Source organism: Kribbella lupini, from assembly GCF_039529595.1.
GTDB lineage: Bacteria > Actinomycetota > Actinomycetes > Propionibacteriales > Kribbellaceae > Kribbella > Kribbella lupini.
In genome coordinates, this window is record NZ_BAAANC010000003.1 from 768,515 (window position 1) to 783,375 (window position 14,861).

Below are 14,861 nucleotides of genomic sequence, written 5' to 3' on the forward strand. Positions count from 1 at the left end.
GATCGTAGTCAGGCGAGCACGGCTGGCGTCGCGCAGTGTCAGAGGCCGGCGAACAGGTCCGACTCCAGGCCGTCGGGGCCGGGGGCGGCCGTGCCCTTGACCAGGCGGTAGGCCTCGTCGCCCCAGATCTCGCTGCCGTTGTTGTTGGACAGGGCGAAGAACGGCCCGTCGACGGTGATCTGGGTGGCGTGCGCCTTCATCGCGTTCATCTTGCGGTCCAGGTACCCGTCGGCGGACACGATGCAGTCGATCAGCCGGTCCGGCGTGATCATCGGCGGCATCGGGCCCTCGGGGTCCATCCCCTCGAAAGTGGTGGTGTCGCCGGCCTCGCGCAGCTTGCGGAGGCTGTCGCGCATCGGGCCCTCGGCCATCGCGGTCCAGTAGATCTTGGCGATGTCCCAGGCCGGCCCGAGGTCCTCCCGGTACGAGCGGGCCGCTGCCAGCGCCGCGGCGTACGTCGCGACCCGGTGGGCCTGGATGTGGTCGGGGTGCCCGTAGTTGCCCCACTGGTCGTAGGTGACCAGGACCTGCGGGCGGATCTCGCGGATCACGGAGACCAGGTCGTTCGCGGCGGTGACCAGGTCGGCCTGCCAGAAGCTGTCCGGCCGGGTGTCCGGCGGTACGGCGGCGTTGCCGCTCTCGTCGTAGATCATCCCGGTGTCCCGGTACTTGCCGGGGCCGCCGAGGAAGCGGTGGTCGGTGACGCCGAGCTCCTCCATGGCGGCGGCCAGCTCGCCGATCCGGTGCGTACCGAGCCCGTCGGTCTGGTCGGCGGCCAGGTGCTCGAGCTCCGGCACCAGCACCTCACCCTCCTCCCCGAGGGTGCAGGTGATCAGCGTGACGTGGGCGCCCTCGGCGACGTACTTCGCCATCGTCGCGCCGTTGTTGATCGTCTCGTCGTCGGGGTGGGCGTGCACCAGCAGCAGCCGGCGGTCAGGAAGCTCGCTCATGCGGCCAGCCTACGTCGCACCCCGGACAGTTCCGGACGACGCAGACCGGCCGCCGCGGGCCGCTACCACCAGGTCACGGCCCAGCTTGGGCTCAGCCGAACCGGCGGACCAGCAGGCACCCGGCCTGGAACCGCGACCGGGCCCCCAGCCCGGCGATCAGCGCGCTGATCTCGGACCGCACCGTCCGCAGCGACAGCCCCAGCTGCCGCGCGATCGCGGCGTCCTTGGCGCCGGTCGCCATCAGCCGGCCGATCATCACCTGACGGGTGGTCAGGTCCTTCACGACGGCCGGTGTGGCCCGTCGCGACCCCAGCTCGTACACCTCGCAGACGACCTCCGGCGCGAAGTCCTCCATGCGCACCACAGGGACAGCCTGGTAAACGGACATCCTCAACTCCTCCCCAGATTGGTCCAGCGCAGCCCATTCTTCTGACGGCCCGGGGAGGTCACCAGGTACAACCCATACAGTTCACCCATACAAAGTCGCGATCGTGAGGGGTGACCGGGCGTTGGAGTCGCAGTTCGCGGCGCTGCTGCGCCGGCACCGGACGGCGGCCGGCCTCACCCAGGACGAGCTGTCGACGGTGTCCGGCATCAGCGTGCAGGCCATCAGCACGCTGGAGCGCGGCACCCGGAGGTACCCCCAGCCGGCCACCGTCAAGGCGCTGGCGGCCGCCCTGCGGCTCGACAAGGATCAGCAGGCCGCCCTGGTCACCGCGGCCTCCCGCCGCGGCCGCACGGACCGCCTGCCGCTGGAGGAGCCAGCGACGTCGGTAGTCTCGCCACGACAGCTGCCGTTCGCCAGTGGTGACTTCACAGGACGGGTCCAGGAGCTGGCCGAACTGAGCCGGTACCTGATCGACAGCCCCGGTGTGAGCGTCACGGCGATCACCGGCATGGGCGGCATCGGTAAGACCACTTTGGCCATCCACGTCGCGCACGAGGTGGCCGAGCACTTCCCGGACGGCCAGCTGTACCTGGACCTGCGCGGCTTCGGTCTGGGCCCGCCGCTGGAGCCGTTGGAGGCTCTGACCTACCTGCTCGAGGACCTGGGCGAGACTCCCGCCGCCGACCTGCCCACGGCCGCGGCCCGGTTCCGGACCGTGCTGGCCGAGCGCCGGCTCGTCCTCCTGCTCGACAACGCGGCCGACCACGAACAGGTACGACAGCTACTGCCAGGAGCCGGTGGCTGCGCCGCGGTGGTGACCAGCCGTCGCAGTATGGCGGGACTGGGTGGCCGCCAGTACCAGCTGGGCGAGCCGCCCCTGCACGAGTCGATCGAGATGCTGCGGCGGATCTCCGGTCGTCCGGACGCCCCCGAGGACGAGTGCGCCGAGGTGGTCCGGCAGTGCGGTGGCCTGCCCCTGGCGATCCGGATGGCCGGCGCCCGTCTGGCCTCCAGGCCGTCCTGGCCGGTCGCGCACCTGGCTGACCGGCTCGCGGACGGCCGCCGCCGGCTGGACGAGCTCCAGCTCGACGACTCCGGCGTACGGGCGACTCTGGTGCTGTCGATCGAGCAGCTGGCCGGCAGCGAGGACCCGATCGACGTCCAGGCCGTGTCGATGTTCGCGCTGCTCGGTCTGGCCGAGTGTCCGGACCTGACCTCCGCACTGGCCGCTTCGTTCTCGGACAGCCCCGAGCCGGAGGCGGAGATCGTCCTGGAGCGGCTGGTGGACGTCCACCTGCTCACCACGCCGGCGCCCGGCGTGTACCGGTTGCACGACCTCGTACGGGTCGCGGCGCGCGAGTTCGCCGAGCAGACGCTGTCGCGCGACGACCGGCGGGCGGTCACCACCCGCTGGATGCAGCGGATCTCGGCGGTGGTCTGGCGGGCCAGCGAGTACGCCGGCCACGGAGTCACCCGGGAGCGCTGGCTCGACCAGGAGTGGCTGAAGGGCGCCGACGACCTGCCGACGCCGGAGGACGTGCGCGGCTGGCTGGACGCCCAGCGCTCGGGTCTCGTCACCACCATCCAGCACGCGGCGACCGAGCAGCCTGAGCTCGCCGTACGGGTGGCGGTCGGTCTCATGGCGTACTACGCCCAGCGGCGCGCGTGGCTCGACTGGCTGCAGGTCAACGAGGCGGTGCTCCGCCTGGTCAGCGGCGGCCCGGACCGCGTCGCCGAGGGACTCGTACTGCACGACCTGGGCGCCGCCCACGCCGAGCTGGACCAGTACCAGCAGGCTGTGATGCCGCTGCGCCGAGCGATCGAAGCAGCGGACGCGTCCGGCGACGGCAACCTGCAGGCCCTCTGCCTGAGCAGCCTCAGCCACGTCCTCGACCGGACGGGCCGGACCGCCGACGGCATCCCGTACGCCGAACGCGCCCGCGAGATCGGCCTGCGCCTGGGCATCCCGCCGCGCGCCGCCTGGGCCTGCCTCGCGCTGGGGATGCTGTACCTGAAGACCGGTGCGACCGAGGCCGCGCAGCGGCACTTCACCGAGGCGCTCGATCTCCTGGTCGAGCCCGGCCACGAGCGCTACCGCGGCATGATCGCCCAGAACATCGGCGTCTCCTACCGCGAGGCCGGCCGGTACGAGCTGGCCGCCGCCAGCCTCCAGGAGAGCCTCGCCCTCTACCGCCAGGCGGGCGCCGCCGTACAGCAGGCCGAGGTCCTCAACGAGCTCGGCAAGCTCTGCCTGGCCCAGGACCACCTCGACGAGGCAGTGGCGCACCAGAGCGAGGGCCTGGCCATCGCCGGCCAGCACGGCGACTGGCTCTGCGAGGCGGACATCCGCAAGACCCTCGGCGAGGTCCGCCACCTCCAGGGCCGTCTTGCCGAGGCCCGCCGCGAGTGGCGCATCGCCCTGTCCATCCGCGAGCAGCACAACGCCCACGGCACCGCCGAGCTCCGCGAACTGCTCGGGCAGCCGCCGGTCCGTTAGAGCTTGTCCAGCAGGGCCTGAGCCTCGTCAGCAGCGGCCATCCCCCGGCTGCCGTAGATCTGCAGTGCCTCATCCAGGTGCTCGCGCGCCTCGTCCCGGCGGCCCAACGCCATCAGTACCTGCGCGAGGTGCAGCCGCACACTGCCTTCCCGGTCCCACAACTCGAACTCCTGAGCGCCCCGCAGTGCCTCGGTGAGCGGCTTGAGCGCGCCGGCCGCATCCCCTGAGAGGTAACGGATCCAGCCGAGATCCTCATGGGCCTCCGACAGGTAGGGGCCCGCGTTGTCCGCCACGAGAAGACGCAGGCTCTCCTCCAAGGGCTTGATCGCCGCAGCGAAGTCACCTGACTCCCGGTACGACAGACCGATCTGCTGGAACACCATCGCCAACCCGCGAGGCGGACCGTTGGCACGCATGACCTCGACCGCCCGGGTGAAGTACGACGACCGCTCGGGACTCCCCAGCTTGCCGTGCAGCATGCCGAGGACGAGCAACGACTCCGCCTCCTCCTCGCGCGATCCGGTGGCGATCGCCCGGTCCAGCGATCGGGTGCCGTACACGAGCCCCTCGTCGATCCGGCCGGCTCGCTCGAGCACGTGGCTCAGGTTGACCAGCGTGGTCGCCTCGAACTCCGGAGCCTCGATCGACGCCAGCACTTCGGTAGCGCGGATCAGGGCGTCCGCGGCCAGGTCGAAGTCGTTCAGCTCGGCCCGGGCCAGGCCGTGATCGGCGAACAGCATGGCCTTCGGCAGCGCATCGCCGGCGGCCGGCGCCGTCGCACTCGTCACGTCACGCCACTCGGCCCAGCGCTTCCGGGCGACGCCGTAGTACTTGAACCCGATCCCCAGCCGAACGGCCAGCTCCTGCTCCGCCGGACTCGCCTCGACGGCCTGGCGTACGGTCGCGACCAGGTTGGCCCGTTCGTCGTCCAGCAGGTCGAGCAACGTGTCGCGGTCCTCCAGGTCGGCAGCGCCCACCCGCCAACCCTCATCCGCCAACTCCTCCCGCGGTCCCGCCGGCCGGCGGGACATCCCGCCCAGCTGCCAGGTCATCGCGCTGTACGTCTCCAGCGCCGCACAGCGGACGGTACGGCGCTCGGCAGCAGGCACGACCTCGTCGAAGTAGCCCGCGACCAGGTCGTGCAGGCGGTACCTGGTCGGCGTCAGCGCTTCCGTCAGACTGACGTCGGACAGCCTTTCCAGCAGGCGTTCCGCCTGGCCCGTCGAGACGCCAGCGACCCGGCTCGCGACCCGCGTGGAGACATCTGCCCCGTCGAGCACGGCCAACCGCGGCAGCAGTCCACCGGCGGCCACATCGGTCGGATCGTCCGAGTCCGCAAGCTGCTCGACCGACACCGCGATGCTGCTGCGCACCCCCCGCCCATGGTCGTCCAGCGTCGACAGGCGATCCGACAGATCAGCCAACCGATCGGCCAGCGCACCGGCAGCACTCGCAGGCCGTCCGATCAGTTGAGCTCCCGCGACCCGCACGGCCAACGGCAGGCGGGCGCAGTACTGCACGATTCTCACCGCGGCGCCGGATTCAGCGCGCACTGTCGGACCGCCGATCTCGGCCAGCAGGTCCACGGCCTCCTGCTCCGACAGCGAGTCGAGCTGGAGCTGGCGTGCGCCGCCGAGCTCGGGCATCAGCCGCCTGCTCGTCACCACGACCGCCGTGCCACTCGTCCCCGGCAGCAGTGGCAGGACCTGGGTGCTGTCGGCCGCGTTGTCGAGGATCAGCAGCATCCGCCGCCCGGCCACCGCGCTGCGGAACCGCGCCGACGCTCGGTCCACGTCGTCCGGCAGCTCGGCATCGGCTGTACCGACCATCCCCAGCAGCAACTCCAGCGCGGTCAACGGATCGAGTGCCCCGGACCGGCTGAACCCCCGCAGATCGAGCAAGAACTGCCCGTCCGGGAACTGGTCGGCCAGCTCTTCGGCAACCTTCAGCGCCAGACTGGTCTTGCCGATACCGCCCATCCCGGTGATCGCCGCGATCGGCACGGCCGGTGCCGTCACCCCGGCGGCCAGGAACTGCGTCAGCTCCTCGACCTCACCGGCCCGCCCGGTGAAGCCGACCGTTGCCGACGGCAACCCACGGGTGAGGTCCGAGGCTCGTTGGGAGGCCGACAGCAACAGTTCTCGCTGGCTGTCGGTGCACCGCAACGCGTCGGCGAGCGCCGTCACGGTCGACGGCCGCGGGAACCGCCGCCGGCCGGCCTCCAGCAGCCGGACTGCCTGCGCACTGACCCCGGCCGTCTCCGCGAGGCGTTCCTGGGTGAGGCCGCGCACGTGGCGCAGGCGCCGAAGCACGGCGCCAAAGGTCTCGTTCACTCGTGGTCGGTCCCGTCTGCCGCCGGCTGAGGCGAACAGGGTACCGAGTCCGGACGCACCGAGGGCGGTACCGGAGATCCGGTACCGCCCTCGGGTTCAGCTAGTTCGTGCTACCTGCTCGAGATCAGCCGACCTTCTTGAGGGCGATCTTGGTCAGGTCCGGAAGACCACCGATGTCGGAGTTGGCGGTCGCGCCGGTGATGTTGCCACCGAAGACGTAGACGTTGTTGTCCGCGGAGATCGGAATCACCGGGAACGTCTTCATGACCTCGTCCAGGACGTCGGCCCAGGCCTTGGTGGCCTCCTTCTGGTCCGCCATCTTCGGGATCTCGTTCATCTTGTCCCAGCCGACGGGCGACCGGGCGTAGTTGTTCTGCGCGGCCTTGCCAGGAGCGGAGTTGTCCGGGCCGAAGACCGGCGGAACGACCGTCGACAGCGACGGCCAGTCCGGGCACCAGCCGGCGGTGATCAGATCGGTCGCCGACGCGTCGTTCTGCTGCGTCGAGTAGTAGTTGTCACCCGGGATCTTCTTGATGTCGACGTTGACACCGATCTTCTTCCAGGCGGCCTGAGCCGACTCGGCGGCCTTGATCGAGATGTCGGTCGCGTCGGACGCACCGAGCTGAAGCTTCTCCCCCTTGTAGCCGGACTCGGCCAGCGCGGCCTTCGCCTTCTCGAGGTCACCGGTCAGCGGCACCTCGAACGCGGTGTTCTTGCGGTAACCGTCGAGGCTCTCCGGCACGACCGAGTCCGAAGGAACGTTCAGCTTGTCGCCACCGCGGGCGGTCATGTACGCGGTCTTGTCGAAGGCGTAGGTCAGCGCCTCGCGCAGCTTCTGGTTCTTCAGCAGCGGCTTCTGCTGGTTGAACGCGATGTAGCGACGGCAGGTGTCGGGACCCTCGACGACCCGGTCCTTGACGTTGGCCTGGGTCAGCTTGGAAAGGTTCTGCGGCTGCAGACCGGTCAGGCTGATCGCGTTGGCGTCGGCGCCGGTGCCTGCGATCAGGCGCTGGTCGACGATCGCCTCGTCGTCACCGAACTTGAACTCGAACCCGTCCGGCATCGCGGTGTTGATCGGGTCGGTGGCCTGGTCCCAGTTGGTGTTGCGCTCCAGCACCAGGGTCTTGTTGCGGGTGTAGGTCTTGATCTTGTACGGGCCTGAGGACCACACCCGGTTGTCGTACTGGGTCTTGGTGTCCTTGGCCTGCGGCACCGGCGCGAAGATCTTCATCGACGCGGTCATGTCGAACTCCGAGACCGCCTGGTTCAGCTTGAAGATGATCGTCTTGTCGTCCGGGACCTCGATCGCGGTGCAGCCCTTGCCACCGTTGTTGCCGGCCGGCGTGTAGGGGCCCGCGTAGCCCTTGCAGTCCAGGTAGTTCTTGCCGTACGGCGCACCTTCGGACAGGTCGGCGGAGAACGACCGCTCGACGTTGTACTTGATGTCCTTGGCGGTGATCGGCGAGCCGTCCTCGTACTTCAGGCCGTCCTTCAGCGTGAAGGTCCACGTCTTGAAGTCCGCCGACTTCTCCCACTTCTCCGCGGTGTCGCCCACCAGCGAGACCTTCTTCGCCTGCGGGTCCCACTTGAACGCGGTCAGCGTGCGGTAGAGGAGCTGGCCGACCATGCCGGTGTCCGTGACGAAGGCTCGCGCCGGGTCCAGGTGCTCGAAGTCCGAAGAGTAGTACACCGTGACGATGCCACCCTTCGCCCCCTGCTGCGAGCTCGGTGCGCCGGCGTCGTCCTTCTTGTTGTCCCCGCCGCATGCCGCCAGCGTGAGGGTCAGGGCCAGACCCGTGGCAACCACGGATCCGGCGCGCTTGGCGTGTCTCATGCCATCCTTCTTTCTGTTTCCTCCATCGGGACGCCGGGTCACGGCTGCCCTGGTGACTGGAATGCCGGTCATCTACTCACGACCTCGATTCCCCTTCAACGGTTCTTCGCCTCCGTCACCGGATCGTGACGACTTCAGTGCGGGACGGAGACCGTTTGTTACCGTCTGTGTCCGTCAGACGACGTCGCGTTCCTCCGGGAAGTGACAGGCGGCCGAGTGGCCGGGAGCTCCGATCTGGACCAGTGGCGGCTCCTGCTCGGCGCAGACGTCCTGCGCCTTCCAGCAGCGAGTACGGAACCGGCAACCGGACGGCGGGTTCAGGGGGCTGGGCACGTCGCCGGTGAGCCGGATCCGTTCGCGGCGCTTGACCGCGTCCGGATCGGGCTCGGGAACCGCCGACAGCAGCGCGTGGGTGTACGGGTGACGCGAGTGGTTGTACAGCTCGTCCCGGGTCGCGATCTCGACGATCTTGCCCAGGTACATCACCGCCACCCGGTCGGAGATGTGCCGCACCACGGACAGGTCGTGGGCGACGAACAGGTAGGTCAGGTCGAACTCGTCCTGCAGGTCGTCCAGCAGGTTCACGACCTGGGCCTGGATCGACACGTCGAGCGCCGACACCGGCTCGTCGCAGACGATCAGTTTCGGCCGCAGCGCGAGCGCGCGGGCGATCCCGATCCGCTGCCGCTGACCGCCGGAGAACTCGTGCGGGTAGCGGTTGTAGTGCTCGGGGTTCAGGCCGACCCGGGCCATCAGGTCCTGGACGGCCTTCTTGGTGCCGCCCTCGGACTTGATGCCCTGGATGTCGAACGGCGCGGCGATGATCGTGCCGACCGTCTGCCGCGGGTTCAGCGACGAGAACGGGTCCTGGAAGATGATCTGCACGTCGCGCCGGAACGGGCGCATCGTGCGCCGGTTCATGTGCGTGATGTCGGCGCCCTGGAAGACGATCTTGCCCCCGGTCGGCTCGTCCAGCCGGGTGACGAGTCGCCCGGTGGTGGACTTGCCGCACCCGGACTCGCCGACCAGGCCGAGGGTCTCGCCGGCGATCAACTGGAAGTCGATCCCGTCGACCGCCTTGACCGCGCCGGTCTGGCGCTGGAACACGATGCCTTGGGTGACCGGGAAGTGCCGTTGCAGGCCCTGCACGTCCAGCAGCACCTCGCCGCGCGTCCCACCGGTTCGCTCGGGCTTGTTCTTGGTCTTGCGGGTCGGCTTCGGAGTGGAGGTCGTGGTCACGTCGTCCCCTTGGGTGGCCGCGCTCACAGCGCCGGCTTGATCTGCTCGGTGAACAACCGCTGCCGCTCCGGGCTCGGGATGTGACAGCGGGCCGCGTGCGGACCGCCGCCGATCTGCAGCAGCTCCGGTACTTCGGTGACGCAGAGGTCGCCGGGCACCTTGCCGCGGAAGTCGCAGCGCGGGTGGAACGGGCAGCCGGTCGGCAGGTTGATCAGTGAGGGCGGCGAGCCCTTGATCGACCTCAGCCGGTCACCACCACCGGTGATCCGCGGGATCGAGCCGAGCAGGCCCCAGGTGTAGGGGTGCTCGGGCCGGTAGAAGATGTCCCGGACGTCGCCGGCCTCGACCACCCGGCCGCCGTACATCACGACCAGCTTCTGCGCCATCTGGGCGACCACACCGAGGTCGTGGGTGATGATGATGATCGCGGAGTTGAACTCCTTCTGCAGGTCGTTCATCAGGTCCAGGATCTGGGCCTGCACGGTGACGTCGAGCGCGGTGGTCGGTTCGTCGGCGATCAGCAGCCGCGGGTCGCACATCAGCGCCATCGCGATCATGGCGCGCTGCCGCATGCCGCCGGAGAACTGGTGCGGGTAGTCGTGGAACCGGCCGGCCGGCGACGGGATGCCGACCCGGTCGAGCATGTCGATCGCCCGCTTCTTGGCGACCGCCTTGGACACGTCGTTGTGCACCAGGTACGCCTCGACCAGCTGGTCGCCGATCCGGTAGAACGGGTGCATCGCCGACAGCGGGTCCTGGAAGATCATCGCGACCTTGCTGCCGCGCAGCCGCCGCATCTCCTCGACCCGCATCGACACCAGCTCGTCGCCGTCCAGCCAGATCTCGCCCTCGACCTGGGCCCGGCTGCCCTTGTGCAGGCCCATGATCGCCAGGCTGGTCACGCTCTTGCCCGAGCCGGACTCGCCGACGATGCCGAGCGTCTCACCGGGCTTGAGCGAGAAGCTCAGCCCGTTCACCGCGCGGACCAGGCCGTCGTCGGTGGGGAAGCGCACCCGCAGGTCGCGGACCTCGAGGAAGGCCTCGGCGTCCCGGCTGCCGGACGGCCTGGCCGGCTTGGTGGAAACGGTCTTGCTCACAGTGTCGGCTCCATCCTGGTGCTGGGTTCCTTGCTGACAACGCGGCTCGTGGTCACGACAGCCGGACCCGCGGGTCGATGAAGGCGTACAGCACGTCGACCACGATGTTGGCGAAAACCACGAAGAACGCGGCGACCAGCACGACGCCCATCACGACGGGCAGGTCGTTGCCGAGGACGGAGTCGATCGACAGCTTGCCCAGGCCCTGGATGCTGAAGATCCGTTCGGTGATCACGGCGCCACCGAGCAGCGCGCCCAGGTCGAGCCCGAAGATCGTCACGATCGGGGTCAGCGCGGCGCGCAGGCCGTGCTTGAAGACCACCTTGCGCTCACCCAGGCCCTTGGCCCGCGCGGTGCGGATGAAGTCCTCGTTCATCGTGTCGATCATGTTGGCCCGGGTCAGTCGGGTGTAGAGGGCCGCGTTGACCAGCGCCAGCGTCACCCACGGCAGGATGAAGAACTGGAAGAACGGCACCAACCCTGCCGATGGACTGGAGTTCGCCTGGTCCGGGTACGGCAGCAGCCCGCCCTTCACGATGAAGACGAACACCAGCAGGTAGCCGAGGACGAGCGTTGGGAACGAAACACCGAACAACGCCAGTCCGACGCTGAGCTTGTCCAGCCATTTGCCCTTGCGCAACGCCGCGACCAGCCCCAGCAGCACGCCGGAGACCAGCCAGAGGACGGCGGCCCCGGTGGCCAGCCAGAACGTCGGGCCGATGGCGTCCTTGATCGAGTCGGTGACCTGCAGGCCGTTCTGCAGCGAACGATCCAGGCACGGCCACGAGCAGTGCTCCTGCGACCCCTCGGTGCCGAGTTCGCGCCCGCCCGGGTTCACCAGGCCACTCATGTACCGGCCGTACTGGACGATCAGCGGGTCGTCGAACCCGTACGACGCGTTGACCTCGGCGATCCGCTCGGTGTTGCAGTCCTTGCCGCAGATCAGCAGCGCCGGGTTGGCCGGCGTCGCCCAGAACAGGAAGAAGGTGATGGCACTGATCGCGAACAGGATCAGGATCATCTGCAACAGCCGGCGGACGATGTAGTTGAACACGGCTCAGTCAGCTCCGTCCGGCTCGCGGGTCGAGCGCGTCGCGCACCGAGTCACCCAGCAGATTGAAGGCGAGCACGGTGATGAACAGCATCGCGCCCGGGAAGGCAAGGTAGAGCGGGTTGCCCTCGTACCAGTTCGAGGCGTCGGAGATCATCAGGCCCCACGACGAGGTCGGCTCCTTGACACCGACGCCGAGGAAGGACAGCGCGGCCTCGGCGGTGATGTAGGTCGGGATGATCAGCGTCGCGTAGACCAGCAGCGTCGGGATCAGGTTGGGCAGGATCTGCTTGAAGATCACGTACCCGGGACCGGCACCGAGCGAGCGGGCCGCGTCGATGAACTCGCGCTCGCGGATCGACAGCGTCTGGCCGCGCACGATCCGGGCCAGGTAGGCCCACCCGAAGAACCCGAGCACGAAGATCAGCACCCCCAGGCGCAGGGAGTTGTTGTCCGGGATGCCGAACGTGTCCTGGGCCCGGTCGGCGATCACCGGCGTCAGCGCCAGGATGAACAGCAGGGTCGGGAAGCTGAGCAGGATGTCCATCAGGCGGCTGATCACGGCGTCGACCCAGCCGCGGAAGTAGCCGGCCACCATGCCGATGACGGTGCCGAGGACGACGGCCACGATGGTGCCGCCGAGGGCGACCAGCAGCGACGAGCGGGCGCCGTACACGAGCCGCGCGAACACGTCGCGGCCGTTCTGCGGCTCGACGCCGAGCCAGTGCTCGGTGCTCATCCCGCTGCCGAACAGACCACCGGCCGGGATGCCACCCAGGGAGTTGTCCAGCAGGTCGTTGCCGTGGCTGTCCTTGAAGTTCGGCTGGTCCGGCGGGAAGCCGCTGATCTTCACGATCAGCGGGGCGCAGATGGCGATCAGGATGATCAGCACGATGATGATCGCGCTGATCAGCGCGATCTTGTCCTTGCGCAGCCGCGCCCAGGCGATCTGCCCGAGCGAACGGCCTTCGATCTGCTTCGCCTCGGCGGTCTCGGCGATGTGTTCAGCGGGGAGTCCGCCGTCGGGCGGGGAAGCTTCGGTCGCTCCCAGAGTCATTGTTTTCCCCCAAGCCTTCCCGGTCGAGCGAAATGTCTTTCGCGGCCTGGCGGGAACCCTACAAATCTCGCAGTGTGGACGCCACGGGACGAGCCACCTCGTCGCTGAATCGTGACTGATCACCCATCAGCGACCAGATGGTGACGCAGAGTGTTCAGAAATGGCCGGTCCGCCGGGAGCCAGCTGAGACTTCCCAGGTCAGCGGCCTGCACCCAGCGGATCTCGGTGTGCTCGCGCAGCACCGGTAACCAGTCGTGACCGGCCGGTTCGGCCAGGTAAACGCGTAAAACATATTTGTCACCGATCAATTCTTCGCCCGGCAAAGCCGCCCCGACGGTGATCCGCAGGCCCAGTTCCTCCTCGATTTCCCGGGCGGCCGCCACTTCGTCGGATTCACCCGGCTCGACCTTGCCGCCGGGAAACTCCCATCCACCGTCCGGTCCCGGCCGCAGCGCCGCCAGCACCCGGCCCTCGTCGACGATCGCCACGCCGACGACCACCCTTCTGTCCATGCGCCGACTGTGCCACCGACTCCCGAACTGTCGGTCCCGGCACGCAGGATGTCCTCATGCCGCTGCAGAACAGAGTCCTGCCGAGTCAGGAGATCGTCGCCGTACCCGGCCGCGGTCTGCTGATGGGCAACCGCGGCTCGTTGCACGACGCCGACCGCCGGCTCGGTACGACGCGCTGGCGGTCGAAGGCCTGGCTGTGCTGCGTGCTCGACTACAAGGGCGTCAGCCGCGACCCGATGCCGCCCGGCCGGTGGACCGCACTGTTCTTCTTCGACGAGGCCGTCGCGCTGGCCGCCGGCCATCGGCCGTGCGCGTACTGCCGTCGTACGGACTTCGTCCGGTACGCCGACGCGTGGGCCGGTGGGCACGACCTGGACGAGCGGCCGCGGGCCGCGGCGATGGACGCCCTGCTGCACAGCCAACGCGTCGAATCCCGTAGCCGCCGGCAACGCACGACCCGCGCCGTACTGGGAGGACTGCCTGACGGCGCGATGATCGCGGACGCCGACGGCCCGGCTCTCGTCGTCGGCGGACAGGTGCGTCCCTGGTCGTGGTCCGGCTACACCACGCCGGTTCAACGATCGCCCGACGACGAGGTGACGGTCCTGACCCCATCCGCGAATCTCGTTGTCCTGAAGGCCGGATACGCCCCATTACTCCACGAAAGCGCGCTCGGCAACAAAGGGGAACCTAAGTAAAAACACGCCGTACCGAAGGGTCTTCCGTTGTGCGCCGCGCGAAGGCAAAGTGTGCCCATACTTACAGCGACAAAACCATTACTGGAGTCGGTATGGGCGATGGCAGCAGCAGTGTGGCAGCTGTGCAACGCGCACTCGAGGCGCTGCACGGATGCGTCGGGAGACTCAGCCAGGAGTACGGCGACACCCTCGGCGTACGCCGGCTGGTCTCCGACGTGGCCCGGTTGAGCGACGACCTGGCCGAGCTGGGCCCGCCCGACCCGCGGCACAGACCCGGACCTGTTCCGGAGGAACTCGAGGAGATTCCCGACGTGGAGTATGACGCGTCCATGTGGACAGAAGCAGAGCACGAAGGCTTCGGAGCACCGGACCGGCGCGCGCCCTGATGGCCATTGGTGTGAACAGTCCCGGTCGCGCGTCGATCGGGCAGAAGACGTTGCGGACCGACCGCTGGTGGCTGGCGCCGCTGCGGATCGGCGTGATCCTGGGCTTCTTCGTCGTCTACGCGACGGTCCGGATCTTCATGAACAAGTGGTACTGGGTCGACGCGCACCACTACCTCACTCCCCTGTACTCGCCGTGCGTGACCGAGTCCTGCGTCCCCGGGTCGAGCCACCTGGGCACCTGGTTCGGCGAGTTCCCGCGGGTGATCCCGTTCAGCATCATCACCTTCGCGGTGCTGGCCGGCTTCCGGGGCACCTGTTACTACTACCGCAAGGCCGGCTACCGCTCGCTGTTCTTCGCGCCGTCGGCCTGCGCCGTCCCGGAGCCGCACAAGAGCTACACCGGTGAGCGCAAGTTCCCGCTGGTCGCGCTGAACCTGCACCGCTACTTCTTCTACGGCGCGCTGGTCTTCGGAATCCTCAACGTGTACGACGGTGTGCTCGCCTTCCACGGCGAGGGCGGCGGCTTCGGGATCGGGCTGGGCACGCTGATCATCTGGGTCAACCTGGTCTTCCTGTGGCTCTACACGTTGTCCTGCCACGCCTGCCGCCACATCGTCGGCGGCCGGCTGAAGAACTTCTCCAAGCACCCGCTGCGCTACCGGTACTGGACCTTCGTGTCGAAGCTGAACCCCAAGCACGGCACGTTCGCGATGATCTCGTTGTTCACCGTGATCCTCACCGACTTCTACATCATGGCGCTGTCGGCCGGCTGGTTCTCCGACCTGCGCTTCATCAACTGAGATTCGGACGTCTGACAAC

Annotated in this window: 13 protein-coding genes; 4 read left to right on the top strand and 9 right to left on the bottom strand. The window is 68.6% G+C overall.

Going from position 1 to position 14,861, the window contains the following annotated elements; all coding sequences use genetic code 11:
* Positions 1-38: 38 nt before the first annotated feature.
* Positions 39-950: an N-acetyl-1-D-myo-inositol-2-amino-2-deoxy-alpha-D-glucopyranoside deacetylase gene (mshB, locus tag ABD235_RS29790; RefSeq protein WP_344180162.1), complete on the bottom strand. Its 912-nt coding sequence runs from the start codon at positions 948-950 to the stop codon at positions 39-41.
* 91 nt (positions 951-1,041) lie between these two features.
* Positions 1,042-1,338: a response regulator transcription factor gene (locus ABD235_RS29795; RefSeq protein ID WP_344180164.1), complete on the bottom strand. Its 297-nt coding sequence runs from the start codon at positions 1,336-1,338 to the stop codon at positions 1,042-1,044.
* Positions 1,339-1,441: 103 nt separating this feature from the next.
* Between ABD235_RS29795 and ABD235_RS29800 the strand changes: the two genes are divergently transcribed.
* Positions 1,442-3,835 (top strand): tetratricopeptide repeat protein, encoded by a 2,394-nt coding sequence (locus ABD235_RS29800; RefSeq protein ID WP_344180166.1) that lies wholly within the window; start codon positions 1,442-1,444, stop codon positions 3,833-3,835.
* Here the strand turns inward: ABD235_RS29800 and ABD235_RS29805 are convergent.
* The 7 genes from ABD235_RS29805 to ABD235_RS29835 form a co-directional block, all read right to left on the bottom strand.
* A complete protein-coding gene (locus ABD235_RS29805; protein WP_344180168.1) occupies positions 3,832-6,168 on the bottom strand; it encodes a helix-turn-helix domain-containing protein in 2,337 nt (778 codons plus the stop codon). The two genes, ABD235_RS29800 and ABD235_RS29805, sit on opposite strands and share 4 nt — an antisense overlap.
* A gap of 124 nt (positions 6,169-6,292) precedes the next feature.
* A complete protein-coding gene (locus tag ABD235_RS29810; protein ID WP_344180169.1) occupies positions 6,293-8,002 on the bottom strand; it encodes an ABC transporter substrate-binding protein in 1,710 nt (569 codons plus the stop codon).
* Between the two features lie 174 nt (positions 8,003-8,176).
* The gene (locus ABD235_RS29815; RefSeq protein WP_425553196.1) at positions 8,177-9,241 is read right to left on the bottom strand and encodes an ABC transporter ATP-binding protein; all 1,065 of its coding nucleotides are present in this window, start codon (positions 9,239-9,241) and stop codon (positions 8,177-8,179) included.
* A 23-nt stretch (positions 9,242-9,264) separates the two neighbouring features.
* The gene (locus tag ABD235_RS29820) at positions 9,265-10,338 is read right to left on the bottom strand and encodes an ABC transporter ATP-binding protein (RefSeq protein WP_344180171.1); all 1,074 of its coding nucleotides are present in this window, start codon (positions 10,336-10,338) and stop codon (positions 9,265-9,267) included.
* Positions 10,339-10,390: 52 nt separating this feature from the next.
* Positions 10,391-11,392: an ABC transporter permease gene (locus tag ABD235_RS29825; protein WP_344180173.1), complete on the bottom strand. Its 1,002-nt coding sequence runs from the start codon at positions 11,390-11,392 to the stop codon at positions 10,391-10,393.
* A 7-nt stretch (positions 11,393-11,399) separates the two neighbouring features.
* Positions 11,400-12,446, bottom strand: a complete 1,047-nt coding sequence (locus tag ABD235_RS29830) for an ABC transporter permease (protein WP_344180175.1) — start codon at positions 12,444-12,446, stop codon at positions 11,400-11,402.
* 119 nt (positions 12,447-12,565) lie between these two features.
* Positions 12,566-12,958, bottom strand: a complete 393-nt coding sequence (locus ABD235_RS29835) for a (deoxy)nucleoside triphosphate pyrophosphohydrolase (protein WP_344180176.1) — start codon at positions 12,956-12,958, stop codon at positions 12,566-12,568.
* Positions 12,959-13,014: 56 nt separating this feature from the next.
* Here ABD235_RS29835 and ABD235_RS29840 point away from each other — a divergent pair, with 56 nt between their 5' ends.
* The 3 genes from ABD235_RS29840 (at position 13,015) to ABD235_RS29850 (ending at position 14,842) form a co-directional block, all read left to right on the top strand.
* A complete protein-coding gene (locus tag ABD235_RS29840) occupies positions 13,015-13,656 on the top strand; it encodes a hypothetical protein (RefSeq protein WP_344180178.1) in 642 nt (213 codons plus the stop codon).
* A gap of 122 nt (positions 13,657-13,778) precedes the next feature.
* Complete coding sequence (locus ABD235_RS29845) at positions 13,779-14,042, top strand: hypothetical protein (RefSeq protein ID WP_344180180.1); 264 nt, start codon at positions 13,779-13,781, stop codon at positions 14,040-14,042.
* Between the two features lie 11 nt (positions 14,043-14,053).
* Complete coding sequence (locus ABD235_RS29850) at positions 14,054-14,842, top strand: hypothetical protein (RefSeq protein WP_344180181.1); 789 nt, start codon at positions 14,054-14,056, stop codon at positions 14,840-14,842.
* Positions 14,843-14,861: the final 19 nt, after the last annotated feature.